The sequence below is a fragment of the Streptomyces sp. O3 genome, assembly GCF_054788135.1.
Genome location: NZ_JBTVYK010000090.1, coordinates 1 through 14765 on the forward strand (window position 1 = coordinate 1; position 14765 = coordinate 14765).

Consider the following 14765-nt stretch of genomic DNA (forward strand, 5'->3'; position numbering starts at 1 on the left):
GGGGGGGCCGCCCCCCCCCCCCCCCCCCCCCCCCCGCCGCCCCCGCTGCCGCCACCGCCCGCGCGGACCGCGCGGACCGCCGTGCTCGCCGTGCTCGCCGCGCTGGTCGCGCTGGTCGCGCTGGTCGGGGGGCTCGTCTCGCCGGTCGCCGCGTCGGCGGTCGAGCGGTCGGCGTCGTACGCCGCCGTCCGGGCCGAGCCCTGTACGAGTCCGGAGCCGGTCGTCTGCCGCATCCGGGAGATGAGCCCGGAGGAACGCGCGCAGGCTCGCGAGATCCGGATCCGGTACCACGGGCTCATCGACCAGATGAAGGAGGTCGAGGCCGAGATGCGCGCCCAGTGCCGCTCCGACGAGGAGATCGCCCGCGAGCTGGTACGGATGCGGAACGAGGCCAAGGACATCACCCGAGCCGGGATGTCGCCGGAGGACGTCGAGGCGCTGGAGCAGCGGAACATCGAGAAGTACGGCAACCCGCTGGGCCCGACGGCCGACCAGCTGTACGCCAAGTACGGGAGCTGGCAGGCCGTCATCGAGGCCTCGACCCGGAGCAACCCGGCCGTCGACCGCGAACTCGGCCTCGAACCGCACAGCTGAGCGGCGGCACACATGCCTCGCACGCCTCGCACACCGCACGCGGCTCATACGCCGCATACGCCGCATACGGTGACGGTCCGGGACTACGAACGGTACGACGCTGTCTGGGCGTTGGAGCCGTTGTCCGGGCGGGTGTCGGCGTCCGCGCCGCCCGGACCCTGCCACGGGTTCGTGTCCCTGCCGCAGGGGCGGCGGGCGTCCGTGGCCGCCGTCTACGCGCACGCCGGGCGGCTGTGGCTCCAGTACGGGGACCGGCGCTGGGACTGCGGCGCCCCGGACGTCCGCGTCCGGTGGTCCGAAGCGGCCGACGGGGCGGGGCTGTTCACGGTCGACGGGCCGGGCGGCCGTGAACTGACCGTCGAGGCCGCCGGCCTCGCGCCGGGGCCGTTCGATCCCGGCCACGACTGGATCGACACCCTGGAACGCGACTTCCTGCGCTGGGCGGCCGAGCGGCTGTCCGATCCGCCCGCCCGGCATGCCCTGCGCGAGCTGTATCTGCGGGGCTTCGCCCGCACGGGGTGACGCGCTCCGGGAGCGTCAGGCGCCGCTGCCGTACGGGCGGGTCAGGATCTCCATGGAGTGCCCGTTCGGGTCCCTGAAGTACACGCCGCGTCCGCCGTCGTTGGTGTTGATCCGCCCCGCGTGCCGGAACGCGGGGTCGGCGTAGTACGGCAGGTCCGCCGCCTTGATCCGGGCGAACACCGTGTCGAACTCGTCCTCCGACACGAGGAACGCGTAGTGCTGCGGGGTGATCGGTCCAGGGCCGGTGTACGCCTGGTCGAGGTAGTCGAGCGTGACTCCGTTGTGCGTCTGCACCGGGATGAACGGACCGTAGGGCTCGCCGACTTCGAGGCCCAGCAGACCGGCCAGGAACGCGGCGGACGCCCGCTTGTCGTGGGCGTGGACGATCGTGTGGTTGAGGTCGATGGACATGGTGCTGCCCCCTCCTGCTGATCCGGCCCGGCCCGGCCCGGCCAGTCTGGTGCGGTGCGGTCCGATGCCGTGCGGTGCGGTGCGGTGCGGTCACCGGAAACGCTAGAGGGTGGCACCTCGTCCGCACTATCGACATTCCGGCGTAGGTCCCGAGTCTCCCGAGTCCTGGGACCTGAGACCTCCGCGATCAGGCCGTGGCTCCGGCGCCCCAGTCCCAGAGGGCCTGGAGTACGGGGCCGAGCGCCCGGCCGCGCGGGGTGGGCGCGTACGTCACGGTGCTCGGCCAGCCCGCGGTGCGGACGCGCTCGGCGACGCCCGCGGCGACGAGCTGGTCCAGGCGGTCGGCCAGCACCTTGTCGGAGAGCGGGGGCAGCGCGGCGGCCAGCTCGCTGTAGGTCTGCGGCCCGCCGCCGCGCAGCAACTCCCGGATGACCAGCGTGGTCCAGCGGCCGCGCAGCGCGGACAGGGCGATCTCGACGGGGCAGTCGGGATCGGGCATGGGCGCGTCGGCGAACGCGTCATCGGGCAGTCCTGGGTGCTCGGGCTGTTCGGAGCGCTCGCGCTGTTCGGAGCGCTCGCGCTGTTCGGAGCGCTCGCGCTGCCCGGAGAGCCGCACGCGCGCGTGGCTTACCGTTCGGTGAGTCACGAACTCGCCTCCTACTGTGGCCAGATGCTGGAGAGTCTGGAGACTAGCGGAACGGCGCGGGCCCGACGGCTGTTGGCGGTACGTCATCGACAGCCCCTTCGGGGGACGCGTTCGCCGTCGTAGCACGGGGGTCTACGACGGCGAACGGCCCGCTGGAGCGATCATCACGCTCCAGCGGGCCGTTTCCGTGTGTCGCCTGGGCTCAGACGGCCGAGCCCGCCTTCCAGTCCGCCCAGTCCATGTTCCAGCCGTTCAGGCCGTTGGACGGCTTGATGGTCTCGTCGCCGGTGTTCTTGACGGTGACCACGTCGCCGAGCATCGAGTTCTCGAAGAACCACGCCCCCGGCGTGTTCGGGTCGTCGGCGCCCTGCTTGTCCTCCAGGCCGACGCAGCCGTGGCTGGTGTTGGCGGAGCCGAAGATGGACTTGTCGCCCCAGTAGTTGCCGTGGATGAAGGTGCCCGATGTGGACAGCCGCATCGCGTGCGGCACGTCCTTGATGTCGTACTCGCCCTTGCCGTCGTCGTCGGTGAACCCGACCGTCGCGCCGTTCATCCGGGTCTCCGTGAACTTCTCGGAGATCACCATCTGACCCTCATAGGTCTTGTTCTCGGGGGAGCCCGCCGAGATCGGGATGGTCTTGATCGTCTTACCGTCCCGGACGACCGTCATCTGCTTGGTCTTGGCGTCGACCGTGGAGATCTGGCTGCGGCCGACCTTGAAGGTGACCGTCTTCTGCTGGACGCCGGTGACGCCGTCGGCGCCCTCGACGCCGTCCAGGTCCAGCTTCAGCGTGACGGTGGAACCCGCCTTCCAGTACTCCTCGGGGCGGAAGTCCAGGCGCTGGCTGTTGAACCAGTGGCCGACGACCTCCTGGCCGCTGTCGGACGACACGGTGATCCCGGTCTGCACGGCCTTCTTGTCGGTGATCGGCTTGTCGAAATTGATCGACACCGGGTGGCCGACGCCGACCGTGGAGCCCGCCTCGGGCTTGAAGTTCCCGATGAAGCTGTTGTCGGGCGCGACGGTCGTGAAGGAGGAGTTCTCGTGCGCCGCGCGGCCCTCGGAGTCCGTGGCCTCGGCCGTGATCTGGTACGAGGTGGCCCGCTTCAGCTGGCCGTCGGGCTGCCAGGACTTCTTGTCGGCGGAGAGCGTGCCGGGGACCTCGGCGCCGTCGGCGGTGCGCAGCGAGACGCTGCTGAGGGTGCCGTCGGTCACCTCGACCCGCGCCGCGTTGTTGATGCTGGCGCCCTGGTCGCCGTTCTCGGGCGTGATCTTTATTCGGGCGCTGGAGGATTCCTCGGCGGCCGCCTCGTCCGCCTGGGACTGCGACTGCACCTGCGGCTTCTTCGAGGCGTCGGAGTCCTTGTCGCCGTCGCCCGAGCCGCCGCTGCACGCAGAGAGCACCAGCACGCCGCCGAGCAGTGCGGACATGGCCGTGAGGCCTCTGCGCCGCTTGCTGTCCGATATCACACGCTTCTCCATCGTTGCCGAATCCCCAGGAATCCCCGTTGGCGGGCAGAGTCGGCTCCCAAGCCCGATACCCCCCGCCAACAGGTACAACACGCTTTCCGGTTCGCCTGGTTCCACGCTCGGCCGGAATGTGGGGTACGACACGTCTCCGCGTGCGCCGTGTGTCGCGTATGTCGTGTGTGTCGCGTGTGTCGTGTGCGTACGAGGCTATGTTCCGCTCTCGATGGGCTCGCCGTCCGCGTCGCCGTCGAACTCGTCGTCGAGGTCGTCGTCCCAGTCCGGTCCGTCCGGGTCGTACACGACCGGCTCGCTGCTCCACGACGCCTGCGCCAGGTCGATCCCCGGCACCTCGCCGACCAGGTCGAACGGGTCGACCAGATAGGCCAGCGCCTCGGCCGCGTCCTCGCGTACCGCGGAGTCCGCGTGCGCGCGTTCGGCGTCCGGCATCGTCTCGTCGTCCGCGATGCGCGCGAGCGCGGCGTCGGTCAGCTCGTCGGAGTCGGTGACCTCCAACACCAGGTCCACTCGAAGCCGCACGAAACGGGATGTCTCAGGGGTGCTCATATGACGGAGCGTACGGTGCCTGGTCCCGGCGGCTTTCCCCCGACCCGCGACTTTCACTAGCATCGCCCCACACGGCCAAATCGCCAGTTCCACAAGGGGGATCGATTCCGTGTCCGTAGCGCGTCGTCCGTTGCTCACCGCCGCCGCGGCGGCCGCCGTGCTGGGCGCCCTGTGGTTCGTGCCGTCCGCCAACGCCACGGCGGACGAACCGCAGGCGGCGCCGGGTTCGGACACCGCCGCGGCGGGGCCCCGGCTGGCCGAGACCGGGCACACGGACACCACGCCGTACGTGGTGGGCGGGGCGGTCTCGCTGGCGGCCGGGGCGGGACTCGTCTGCTACGCGGTACGCCGCGAGACGGGCTCACTCTGAGCCCGTCCGGCGATCCCTGACCTCAGGCCAGCGGACCCGTCACGGACTCCGCCGCTTCGAGCAGTCCGCCGCCGCGTACGAACGCCTCGGCGGCCGCCAGGTCCGGCGCGAGGTAGCGGTCGGGGCCGGGGCCCGAGACGCCCGCCGCCCTGGCCGCCGAGATCACGGCGCGGGACGCCGGAGCGGGCGTGAGGCCCTCGCGCAGCTCGATGCCCCTGGTGGCCGCGTACAGCTCGACGGCGACGATCCGGGCGAGGTTGTCGACCGCGGTGCGCAGCTTGCGGGCCGCCGACCAGCCCATCGAGACATGGTCCTCCTGCATCGCCGATGACGGGATGGAGTCGGCCGAGGCGGGTACGGCGAGCCGCTTCAGCTCGCTGACCAGCGCGGCCTGGGTGTACTGGGCGATCATCAGGCCGGAGTCGACGCCCGCGTCGTCCGCCAGGAACGGCGGCAGCCCGTGCGAGCGGTTCTTGTCGAGCAGCCGGTCCGTGCGGCGCTCGGCGATCGAGCCGAGGTCGGCCGCCGCGATCGCCAGGAAGTCCAGGACGTACGCGACCGGGGCGCCGTGGAAGTTGCCGTTGGACTCGACCCGGCCGTCGGGGAGTACCACCGGGTTGTCGACGGCGGCGGCCAGTTCGCGGTCGGCGACCACGCGCGCGTGGGCGATGGTGTCCCGCCCCGCGCCCGCGACCTGCGGCGCGCACCGCACCGAGTACGCATCCTGGACGCGCGGCGAGTCGTCCTGGTGGTGGCCGGTCAGGCCCGAACCCGCCAGCACCCGCAGCATGTTGGCGGCGGCCGCGGCCTGTCCGGGGTGCGGGCGGATCGCGTGCAGCTCGGGGGCGAGCACCTTGTCGGTGCCGAGCAGGGCCTCCAGCGAGAGCGCGGCCGTGACGTCGGCGCTGCGGTAGAGGCGCTCCAGGTCGGCGAGGGCCATCACCAGCATGCCGAGCATGCCGTCAGTACCGTTGAGCAGCGCGAGCCCTTCCTTCTCGCGCAGCTCAACGGGCCGGATGCCATGCTCGGCGAGGAGTTCGCCGGCCGGGCGTACGGTGCCGTCGGGGCCCTCCGCGTCGCCCTCGCCCATCAGGGTCAGCGCGCAGTGGCTGAGCGGGGCGAGGTCGCCCGAGCAGCCCAGCGAGCCGTACTCGTGCACGACCGGGGTGATGCCCGCGTTCAGGATGTCCGCCATGGTCTGCGCGACCTCGGGGCGTACGCCGGTGTGGCCCGAGCACACCGTCTTGAGGCGCAGGAACATCAGCGCGCGGACCACCTCGCGCTCCACGCGCGGGCCCATTCCGGCCGCGTGCGAGCGGACGATGTTGCGCTGTAGCTGGGCGCGGAGGTCGGGGCTGATGTGCCGGGTCGCGAGCGCGCCGAAGCCGGTCGAGACGCCGTAGACGGGGTCGGGCTTGGCGGCCAGCGCGTCCACGATCTCGCGGGAGGCCGCGAGGGCGGACCTGGCCTCGGCCGAGAGTTCGATCCGGGCGTCCTGGCGGGCCACCGCGACCACGTCGGCCGCGGTCGTCCCCGAGGTCCCCAGCTCCACAGTTTGCATATCCATATTCAGCACCCTACGGACTGAATCGTCAGCTGTCACGAGGTGTTCTCCCCTTACGCCGCCTCACCTGCGGAAGCGGCGGCGTTCCGCCGACGGCGGCGGGGGCAGCGGGGGCGCGGGGGCGTCCGCGAGGCGTACGACGGGGTCGTCGGGGCCCTCGCGGCCCGCCACGACGGGCTTGGGCGCGCGCGCCGCCTTGGCGCGGTACTGGGCCGCGTCGGCGAGCCGGAACAGCCGCCGGGCGGAGCGGACCTGGCCGATCGGGTCGCCGGTCGACGCGACCCCGCAGGCCACGCCGTCGCCGAGCTCCAGCTCGGCGGCGCGTACGCACAGCTCGTCGGCGGCCCGCACCACGTCGTCGGCCGGGAGGCCCGCCGAGACCAGGCAGAACTCGTCGCCGCCGAGCCGGGCGGCGAGCGCGCCGGGCAGCATCGCGCCGCACAGCGACAGCACCGAGCCGAATCGTTCCAGCAGGCGGTCGCCGACGGCGTGGCCCTGGGTGTCGTTGACCCGCTTGAGGCCGTTCAGGTCGCAGACGACCAGCGAGACTACGGTGCCGTCGGCGCGGTGCCGCTCGACGGCCTCGTCGAGGCGGGCGTCGACGGCACGCCGGTTGGCGAGACCGGTCAGCGCGTCCGTGAACGCCAGCCGCCGCGCCTCCTCAAGGCGCTCGGTCTGCGCGAGCCCGGCCGCGACGACGGCGGCGAGCACCGAGGCGAAGTCCGCGTCGGCCCGGTCGAAGACCGGAGCGCCGACCGGTCGCGCGGCATAGAGCTCGCCCCAGGCGCGGCCGTGGAGCACGATCGGCGCGACCACGCAGCTGCCGCGCCCTCGGCGGCGCAGCGCGGCCACCCGCTGGTGGCAGTAGCCGCCGTCACCGGCCGTCGGCCCCTCGGCCGTCTCGACCCAGGCGTCCGGCTCGCCGCCGCCCGCCCAGCGCTCGTGCAGGAACTCGGTGATCTCCGGGAACTGGTGCACCGGGTAGGCCTCCGCCTCGGGGAACTCCTCCTCCCCTGGCGCCCGCTCCCCCGCGTTGACCAGCACCCGCAGTCGGCTGCGCTCGCGCTCCCATACGGACAGCGCGGCGAAGCTCGCCGCCAGGGCGCGCCTGGCGCCCTGCGCGGCGGCCGACCAGGACTCACGCGGGGTGTGCGCGGCGGCCATGGCCTGCGCCAGGGTGACCACGGCGCGCAGCCGGTCTTCCTCAGCCATTAACCCAGGTTAGGGACATTCCACCCAATCCGGGACATTGATACGGCGAACAGGGGGCGTGGGGTGTGTGCGTTCTGTTCGTTGTGGGGCGGGGGCGGGGTGGGGGGTACGTGCTCACGGCGACTGATAACCCGGAAGCTGCGAACCGCGTGCTGCCCAGGTCACAGTCCCCGCTCCGCTCGCACCCCCCACCCCACCCCCTCACGTCAGCTCCACGGCTGCGGGTGGGTGGGCGTACGTCCCGTCTGACTGTTGTGGGCATACGTTCCGCAGGGCGAGGGGGGCACCTCCCGCTCGAGCGAAGCCGAGAGTGGGGGAGGGTGGGCACAACCCACCGACCCCGGTCAACCGTCCCGACAGGGCCGCAGAGCGACACCCTCCCCCGCGACGCGGGGCGGCACAGGGTGCCGCCCCGCGTCGGCCGGGCGAGTGCTACTCGCCCGGCCAGCGCGGGGCGCGCTTCTCGTTGAACGCGGCGACCCCCTCCGCCCGGTCCCCGGAGAACGCCACCGAACGCCACGCCGCGTCCTCGACCTCAAGCCCCGCCCGCAGATCCAGCCCATGCCCCAGCCGCAGCGCACGCTTCGCCGCCCGCAGCCCGACCGGCGAGTTCTTCGCCACGGCCGCGGCGAGCTCCAGCGCCGCGCCCCGCGCGTCCTCGCTGAGCTGGTCCACGAGCCCCAGCTCGCGCGCCTCGTCCGCGGCCACCCGGCGCGCCGAGAACACCAGCTCGGCGGCGCGGGCCGCGCCGACCCGGCGCGGCAGCAGCTGCGTACCGCCGCCGCCGGGGATCACGCCGACCGAGACCTCGGGCAGCCCGACCACCGCCGTCGCGTCCGCCACGATCACGTCGCAGGCCAGCGCCAGCTCGAAGCCGCCGCCGAGCGCGAAGCCGTGCACGGCGGCGACCGTGGGCATCGGCAGGTCCAGTACGCCGGTGTAGGCGGCCCGCGCGGTGGGGCGCTGGCGCACCAGCTCCGCGTCGGAGAACGAGTTCCGCTCCTTCAGGTCGGCGCCGACGCAGAACGCGCGGTCGTTGCTGGAGGTCAGGACCACGACGCGGACGTCGCCGTCCTGGGCGAGCGCGTCACAGGCCGCGGCGATGGAGCGGGCCATCTCGGTGGACACGGCGTTCATGGCCTTCGGCCGGTCCAGGACGAACTCGGCGACATGCCCGCCGTCACCGTGCCGCCGTACGGCGATGTACTCCCCGAAGCGCTGCTCCGCCATGACCCCTCCACCTCTGGTTAACGAGCGTTATCCGGATCATGCCAGGGGGCGTGGGTCCAGCCAAGGGGTGCCCGCGCACAGGGCCTAGGCCCGGCGCGAGAGCATCCAGGGCTCGATGACGCCCAGGCCGCGCACCGGCCGCTGCCACATCGGCCGCAGTGCGAAGCGGTAGGAGGGCGGCTCCTCGCCCGCCTCCGCCGCCTTCTCGGCCTCCACCGCGGCCTCCGCCTCGGACGCCGGCGCATCCCCCGTACGGGACAGCTCCTCGGCGAACGCGCTGTCGACCAGCACCGCGTCCTTGGGCGCTATCGACGTGAGTCGGCTCGCCAGGTTCACCGTCGTGCCGAAGACGTCGCCCATCCGCGTGGTGACCGTCCCGAACGCGATCCCGACCCGCAGTTCGGGCATCGTCTCGTCACCGGCCATCGTCTCGATGAGGCGCAGCGAGATCTCCGCGGCGGTGCCCGCGTCGTCCGCGGCGAACAGCACCTCGTCGCCGAGTGTCTTGATCAGCCGACCGCCGTTCGCGGCGACCAGGTCGGCCGCCGTGGTCTCGAAGGCCTCGACCAGTTCGCCGAGCTCCTCCTCCTCCATGCGCCGCGTCAGCCGGGTGAAGCCGACGAGGTCGGCGAAGCCGACCGCGAGTCTGCGGTCGACCATCTCCTCGTCGTCGGCGACCTGGACCACCCGCAGAGTCCCGGCGGCGAGCTGGCGGCGCCAGACGTAGACCAGGAACTCCTCCAGTTCGGGGAGCAGGAGTTCGACCAGGGGGTAGGTGACCTCGGTGCGGGTCATGCCCGGTTCGGGGGGCTCGGTGAGGCCCTCCAGGAAGGAGTCGATCTGCCAGTCGGCGAGGCGGGCCGTGGTCTGGCCGGTGGAGCGGGCCACCTGCACGGCCATCGCCTCGCTCAGCAGCCCGGCCTCGACCAGGCCCGCCAGGCGGCGCAGCGCGAGTACGTCCGCCTCGGTGAGCGCCTTGGCCTGGCCGATGTCGGGGAATCCCATGGCCCGCCAGAAACGGGACGCCAGCTCCATGGAGACGCCCGCCGTACGGGCCGCCTGGAACGCGGTGTAGCGGCGCTCGGCCCCGAGGATCAGCTGTTCCAGACGGAGTGCGAGGGGGTCGTCGGCGCGCCCTGGGGAGTCGTCGCCTCTGCTGGCGGCTCCGGCGGTCAGAGGGGCGGGCTCCTCGCCCTGGGCCGCCGGGTCGTCGGCCTGGGCGGCGGGGGCGTCGTCGGCATGCCGGGAGGCAGGGGGTGTGCCCGTGCCGGAGCCCGTGTCGTCGACGGTCACTGCGTATTGCCCTTCCGATCTGCCACGGCCTGCTATCGACCGGCCTCAACGATACGACAGGTGTGCCCTGGCTCACGTATGCCGACCTCGAGTCCGTCCGGGAGATGGCCACATCGGCTGACTTCCTCCTGGACGGACGGTCGGCGCCTCAGCTCTCGGCGGCCCGCAGATGCACCACGTCCCCCGCGCTCACCGGCTCCCGGACGCCCTCCGGCGTGCCGATGACCAGCCGTCCCTCGCCGTCCACGGCCAGCGCCTCGCCGGTCACCGTCCGCTCGCCGGGCAGCTCGGCCCGCACCTGGCGGCCCAGCGTGGCGCAGCCCGCCGCGTACGTCTCCTGGAGCCGGGACGCGGCCGGGTCGCCGCCCGCCGCGCACCAGGCGTCGTACCACTGGTCCAACTCCCGCAGCACGGCCCGCAGCAGCGGGTCCCGGTGCGTCTCCTTCGCGCCCGCGAGCGCCAGCGAGCCCGCGCCCGGCACCGGCAGCTCGTCGGCGCGCAGCGTCACGTTGACGCCGATGCCGATGACCACGCCGTCGCCCGCGCGCTCGGCCAGGATGCCGCCGATCTTGCGCTCCTCGCCGTCGACCGTGGCGAGCAGGTCGTTGGGCCACTTGAGCGACAGGTCCACGCCGACCACCCGAGCGAGCCCGGTCGCGGCGGCGACCCCGGCGAGCAGCGGCAGCCACCCCCAGCGTTCGGCCGGGACGCCGGACGGCTTCAGGAGTACGGAGAAGAACAGCCCGGAGCGCGCGGGCGCGGTCCAGCTCCGGTCCAGGCGGCCGCGCCCGGCCGTCTGCTCCTCGGCGACCAGGACCGCGCCCTCGTCCGCGTCCCCGGCGGTGGCGCGGGCGGCCAGGTCCGCGTTGGTGGATCCGGTCGTGGGCAGTACGTCGAGAGAGGTCCACAGCCCGTCGGGCCTGACCAGGCCGCGGCGCAGCGCGGCCGCGTCCAGCGGGGGCCTGTCGAGGTCGGACCAGCGGTTGCCGTACGGCTCTGGTGTCGTCATGCAAGACAGACTAGGTGTGGTAAACGCCGCACTGCCGAGTGCCGCCCGCGCCGTTACGCTACGCACCAGTAGCTCTGACGATCCCCCTTTATCGACTATCGATCCGTGACCAGGCAGGGAGCCGCATCCCGATGGCCGAGCGAGACGCCATGGCAGCACACGACATTCACACGACCGCGGGCAAGATCGCGGATCTTCAGCGCCGGATCGACGAGGCGACCCACGCGGGTTCCGCGCGTGCGGTGGAAAAGCAGCACGCCAAGGGGAAACTGACGGCGCGTGAGCGGGTCGGCCTGCTGCTCGACGAGGGCTCCTTCGTCGAGCTGGACGAGTTCGCACGGCACCGTTCGACCGACTTCGGCATGGAGCAGAACCGCCCGTACGGGGACGGTGTCGTCACCGGTTACGGCACCGTCGACGGCCGTCCCGTGGCGGTCTTCTCGCAGGACTTCACGGTCTTCGGCGGCGCGCTGGGCGAGGTGTTCGGCCAGAAGATCATGAAGGTGATGGACTTCGCGCTGAAGACCGGCTGCCCGGTCGTGGGCATCAACGACTCCGGCGGCGCGCGCATCCAGGAGGGCGTCAGCGCGCTCGGCATGTACGGCGAGATCTTCCGCCGCAACACCCACGCCTCCGGGGTGATTCCGCAGATCAGCCTGGTCGTCGGCCCGTGCGCGGGCGGCGCGGTGTACTCCCCCGCGATCACCGACTTCACGGTGATGGTCGACCAGACCTCGCATATGTTCATCACCGGGCCCGACGTCATCAAGACGGTCACCGGCGAGGACGTCGGCTTCGAGGAGCTCGGCGGCGCGCGTACGCACAACGCCACCTCGGGCGTGGCGCACCACATGGCGGGCGATGAGAAGGACGCCATCGAGTACGTCAAGTCCCTGCTCTCCTACCTGCCTTCCAACAACCTGAGCGAGCCGCCCGCCTTCCCCGAGGAGGCCGACCTCGAACTCAGCGACGAGGACCGCGAGCTGGACGCGCTGATCCCCGACAGCGCCAACCAGCCTTACGACATGCGCACCGCGATCGAGCATGTCCTGGACGACGCCGAGTTCTTCGAGACCCAGGCGCTGTTCGCGCCGAACATCCTCACCGGCTTCGGCCGGGTCGAGGGCCGCCCGGTGGGCGTGGTCGGCAACCAGCCGATGCAGTTCGCGGGCTGCCTGGACATCGACGCGTCGGAGAAGGCCGCGCGTTTCGTGCGCACCTGCGACGCGTTCAACATCCCGGTGCTGACGTTCGTGGACGTGCCCGGCTTCCTGCCCGGCACCGACCAGGAGTACGGCGGCATCATCCGCCGCGGCGCCAAGCTGATCTACGCGTACGCCGAGGCCACCGTCCCGCTGATCACGATCATCACCCGGAAGGCGTTCGGCGGCGCGTACGACGTGATGGGCTCCAAGCACCTGGGCGCGGACCTCAACATCGCCTGGCCCACGGCGCAGATCGCGGTGATGGGCGCGCAGGGCGCGGTGAACATCCTGCACCGGCGCGCCATCGCGGCCGCGTCCGACGAGGAGCGCGAGACGGTGCGCGCCGAGCTGATCCAGGAGTACGAGGACACCCTCCTCAACCCGTACACGGCGGCCGAGCGCGGCTATATCGACGCGGTGGTGCTGCCGTCCGAGACCCGCCGCCAGGTGGTGCGCGGCCTGCGTCAGCTGCGCACCAAGCGCGAGTCGCTGCCGCCCAAGAAGCACGGCAACATCCCCCTCTAGCCCTTCCCGCCCCTCTAGGAGCCGCCATGACGATCAAGGTCGTACGGGGCAACCCGACCCCCGAGGAGCTCGCTGCCGCCCTGGCGGTGGTCAGGGCACGCGCCGCGGTCGCCGCGTCCGAGGCGCCCGGCGCGCCCCGCCCCGCCGACGCGTGGTCGGACCCGGCACGGGTGGCCCGGCACCGGCTGCCCGCGCCGGGGCCGCAGACCTGGGGCCGTACGTACTGGCCGGGCTGACAGCTGTTCTAGTCCTGTTGGGTGGGGCGGCTGAGTACGCGTACTCAGGCGTCCCACCCGTTTCGGGCGGCATGATCATGGAATGCTCTGGTCTGACCCCGAGGACGACGATCCGCCCGAGGAACTGCGGGAGACCCAGGCGATGTTGCGCCGCGCCAGTGTGGTGGTCGCCCTGGCCATGATTCTGGCGATGCTCGTGCTTGGGGCGCACTGAGGCACTGAGTTTCTGTGGGTGTGTGGGTGTGTGGGTGTGTGGGCCTGTGCTTCTGCGCGTCTGCGCGCGGATCTCGGTGTTCGCTTGTGTGGCCTCCCGTTACGCTGAGTCCTATGTCTGAGTCTCGTCGCCTCGTTCTCGCCTCCCAGTCGCCCGCCCGTCTCGGCCAGCTCCGCGATGCCGGGCTCGCGCCCGAGGTGATCGTCAGCGGGGTGGACGAGGACGCGCTGACCGCGCCCACACCGGGCGAGCTCGCCCGCGTACTGGCGGAGGCGAAGGCCGCCGCCGTGGCCGCCCGCGCGGAGGCCGCCGGTGCGCTGGTCGTCGGCTGTGACTCCGTGCTCGAACTGGACGGCCAGGCGCTCGGCAAGCCCGCCGACGCCGAGGAGGCCACCGCCCGCTGGAAGTCCATGCGCGGCCGCGCGGGCGTGCTGCGCACCGGGCACTGCGTGATCGACACCGCGTCCGGGCGGTCGGTGTCCGCCACCGCGTCCACCACGGTGAACTTCGGGGATCCGTCGGACGCCGAGGTCGCCGCCTATGTCGCCTCCGGCGAGCCGCTGTACGTCGCCGGGGCCTTCACCTTGGACGGGCGCTCGGCGCCGTTCATCGACTCCATCGAGGGCGACCCCGGCAACGTCATCGGCATCTCGCTGCCGCTGCTGCGCCGTCTGCTCGCCGAGCTCGGTGTGTCGATCACTGAGTTGTGGGCGACGGCCGTCGTCGAGTAGCCCGTACGGCTCGCATGGCTCGTCTGGCTCGCATGGCTGCTCGTCTTGTGTGGCCTGTCAGGTCTTCAGGCCGGGGTGGCGTGTGCCGGAGGCTCGGCGGTGGGCTCGGCCGCGTACGTCATCAGGCTGAGCACGATCAGCGCGAGCACCGCCATCAGGAACCCGAACGCCGCCCAGCCCACCAGGCCCACCGCGAACGCGCCGAGCAGCCCGTGCGCGACGGCGGCGCTGATCAGCACCCCGCGCGCGAACCCGCCCAGCGCGCGGTCGCGCAGCGCGGCGCGGCGCGCAGCAGGAGTACCGCGCAGAGCGCGAGGTAGCCGCCGAACACCCCGCCCGCGACCCACGCGGACACCGACATGACGCGCGGGTCCAGCCCGCCGAGTGACATCGCCTGCCGGTCGACGACCAGGCCGAGGAAGCCGTTCAGGAGCCCGATGCCCACGGCCTCGGCGAAGAGCACGAGCGCCGCCGCCAGAGTGACCGGTCTGCCCGGTGTGCGCGACAGCGCCATGGCGCTCCACCCTCTTTCGACTGATTCGGCTGTCCCGGTGCGTACGTTGGGGGGATCAGCGCGAACGTTACTAACGGGTAAAGCACCGGACAAGAGGCGGGCGCGCGGCAAAGTCAGAGCTGCCGATTAGTAGAGTCCCCACAAAGAATCGTGAGGAGTCGCTGATCTCACGGATAGAGACCTTCACCACACCGGAGAGTTACTCTGCAGTTCGGGAAGCCCGCGTACGGTGGGGCGACAAGGGACTTCGCGGGTTCGGGCGGGCCCGAGCCAAGCGCAACCCAAGCCAGTGTGGGCAAACTCACCGCAGGGGACGGGTCGTGGTGCCGTGTCGGCAGTCCCTAAACTCGGCTTGTTTCAAGGAGAGGGAGCCATCGTGCGCAAGGTGCTCATCGCCAACCGTGGCGAAATCGCTGTTCGGGTGGCCCGGGCGTGCCGGGACGCGGGGATCGCG

At 72.1% G+C, this 14765-nt stretch carries 17 protein-coding genes and 1 pseudogene; 8 read left to right on the forward strand and 10 right to left on the reverse strand.

Annotated elements, in window-relative coordinates:
- Positions 1-81: 81 nt before the first annotated feature.
- Positions 82-594 carry a hypothetical protein gene (locus ACX6XY_RS28835; RefSeq protein WP_460337138.1) on the forward strand — a complete coding sequence of 171 codons (513 nt, stop codon included), beginning with the start codon at positions 82-84 and terminating at the stop codon, positions 592-594.
- 69 nt (positions 595-663) lie between these two features.
- Positions 664-1116, forward strand: coding sequence for a hypothetical protein (locus ACX6XY_RS28840; RefSeq protein ID WP_460337141.1), 453 nt, complete (start codon positions 664-666; stop codon positions 1114-1116).
- A gap of 15 nt (positions 1117-1131) precedes the next feature.
- Here ACX6XY_RS28840 and ACX6XY_RS28845 read toward each other — a convergent pair whose 3' ends face one another.
- The 4 genes from ACX6XY_RS28845 to ACX6XY_RS28860 form a co-directional block, all read right to left on the reverse strand.
- Entirely contained in the window at positions 1132-1527 is a 396-nt protein-coding gene (locus ACX6XY_RS28845; protein ID WP_460337144.1) for a VOC family protein, read from the reverse strand.
- A 187-nt stretch (positions 1528-1714) separates the two neighbouring features.
- Positions 1715-2173: a winged helix-turn-helix transcriptional regulator gene (locus ACX6XY_RS28850; RefSeq protein WP_460337147.1), complete on the reverse strand. Its 459-nt coding sequence runs from the start codon at positions 2171-2173 to the stop codon at positions 1715-1717.
- Between the two features lie 202 nt (positions 2174-2375).
- On the reverse strand, positions 2376-3656 hold the full coding sequence (locus ACX6XY_RS28855; protein ID WP_460337150.1) for a L,D-transpeptidase: 1281 nt from the start codon (positions 3654-3656) through the stop codon (positions 2376-2378).
- 195 nt (positions 3657-3851) lie between these two features.
- Positions 3852-4208 (reverse strand): hypothetical protein, encoded by a 357-nt coding sequence (locus ACX6XY_RS28860; RefSeq protein ID WP_460337153.1) that lies wholly within the window; start codon positions 4206-4208, stop codon positions 3852-3854.
- A gap of 109 nt (positions 4209-4317) precedes the next feature.
- Between ACX6XY_RS28860 and ACX6XY_RS28865 the strand changes: the two genes are divergently transcribed.
- On the forward strand, positions 4318-4578 hold the full coding sequence (locus tag ACX6XY_RS28865) for an LAETG motif-containing sortase-dependent surface protein (RefSeq protein ID WP_460337156.1): 261 nt from the start codon (positions 4318-4320) through the stop codon (positions 4576-4578).
- A gap of 22 nt (positions 4579-4600) precedes the next feature.
- Here ACX6XY_RS28865 and hutH read toward each other — a convergent pair whose 3' ends face one another.
- The 5 genes from hutH to ACX6XY_RS28890 all read right to left on the reverse strand — a co-directional run bounded on the left by hutH (position 4601) and on the right by ACX6XY_RS28890 (position 10886).
- Positions 4601-6139 (reverse strand): histidine ammonia-lyase, encoded by a 1539-nt coding sequence (gene hutH, locus ACX6XY_RS28870; RefSeq protein WP_460337183.1) that lies wholly within the window; start codon positions 6137-6139, stop codon positions 4601-4603.
- 66 nt (positions 6140-6205) lie between these two features.
- Complete coding sequence (locus tag ACX6XY_RS28875; RefSeq protein WP_460337159.1) at positions 6206-7354, reverse strand: GGDEF domain-containing protein; 1149 nt, start codon at positions 7352-7354, stop codon at positions 6206-6208.
- 432 nt (positions 7355-7786) lie between these two features.
- Positions 7787-8584 carry an enoyl-CoA hydratase/isomerase family protein gene (locus ACX6XY_RS28880; protein WP_460337162.1) on the reverse strand — a complete coding sequence of 266 codons (798 nt, stop codon included), beginning with the start codon at positions 8582-8584 and terminating at the stop codon, positions 7787-7789.
- An 84-nt stretch (positions 8585-8668) separates the two neighbouring features.
- Positions 8669-9877, reverse strand: coding sequence for an adenylate/guanylate cyclase domain-containing protein (locus ACX6XY_RS28885; protein WP_460337165.1), 1209 nt, complete (start codon positions 9875-9877; stop codon positions 8669-8671).
- A gap of 148 nt (positions 9878-10025) precedes the next feature.
- Positions 10026-10886 carry a biotin--[acetyl-CoA-carboxylase] ligase gene (locus ACX6XY_RS28890; RefSeq protein ID WP_460337168.1) on the reverse strand — a complete coding sequence of 287 codons (861 nt, stop codon included), beginning with the start codon at positions 10884-10886 and terminating at the stop codon, positions 10026-10028.
- 131 nt (positions 10887-11017) lie between these two features.
- Here ACX6XY_RS28890 and ACX6XY_RS28895 point away from each other — a divergent pair, with 131 nt between their 5' ends.
- From ACX6XY_RS28895 to ACX6XY_RS28910, 4 genes are all read left to right on the forward strand, one after another.
- A complete protein-coding gene (locus tag ACX6XY_RS28895) occupies positions 11018-12616 on the forward strand; it encodes an acyl-CoA carboxylase subunit beta (protein ID WP_460337171.1) in 1599 nt (532 codons plus the stop codon).
- A 26-nt stretch (positions 12617-12642) separates the two neighbouring features.
- Positions 12643-12852, forward strand: a complete 210-nt coding sequence (locus ACX6XY_RS28900) for an acyl-CoA carboxylase epsilon subunit (protein ID WP_460337174.1) — start codon at positions 12643-12645, stop codon at positions 12850-12852.
- 82 nt (positions 12853-12934) lie between these two features.
- Complete coding sequence (mmpB, locus tag ACX6XY_RS28905; RefSeq protein WP_460337177.1) at positions 12935-13066, forward strand: morphogenic membrane protein MmpB; 132 nt, start codon at positions 12935-12937, stop codon at positions 13064-13066.
- 113 nt (positions 13067-13179) lie between these two features.
- Entirely contained in the window at positions 13180-13797 is a 618-nt protein-coding gene (locus tag ACX6XY_RS28910; protein WP_460337180.1) for a Maf family protein, read from the forward strand.
- Positions 13798-13862: 65 nt separating this feature from the next.
- On the opposite strand, the pseudogene ACX6XY_RS28915 reads toward ACX6XY_RS28910, so the two are convergent.
- Positions 13863-14311 (reverse strand): annotated as a pseudogene (locus tag ACX6XY_RS28915) (hypothetical protein).
- A gap of 376 nt (positions 14312-14687) precedes the next feature.
- On the opposite strand from ACX6XY_RS28915, the gene ACX6XY_RS28920 reads away from it, so the two are divergent.
- The coding region (locus ACX6XY_RS28920; protein WP_308435431.1) for a biotin carboxylase N-terminal domain-containing protein at positions 14688-14765 on the forward strand (78 nt) is incomplete at its 3' end.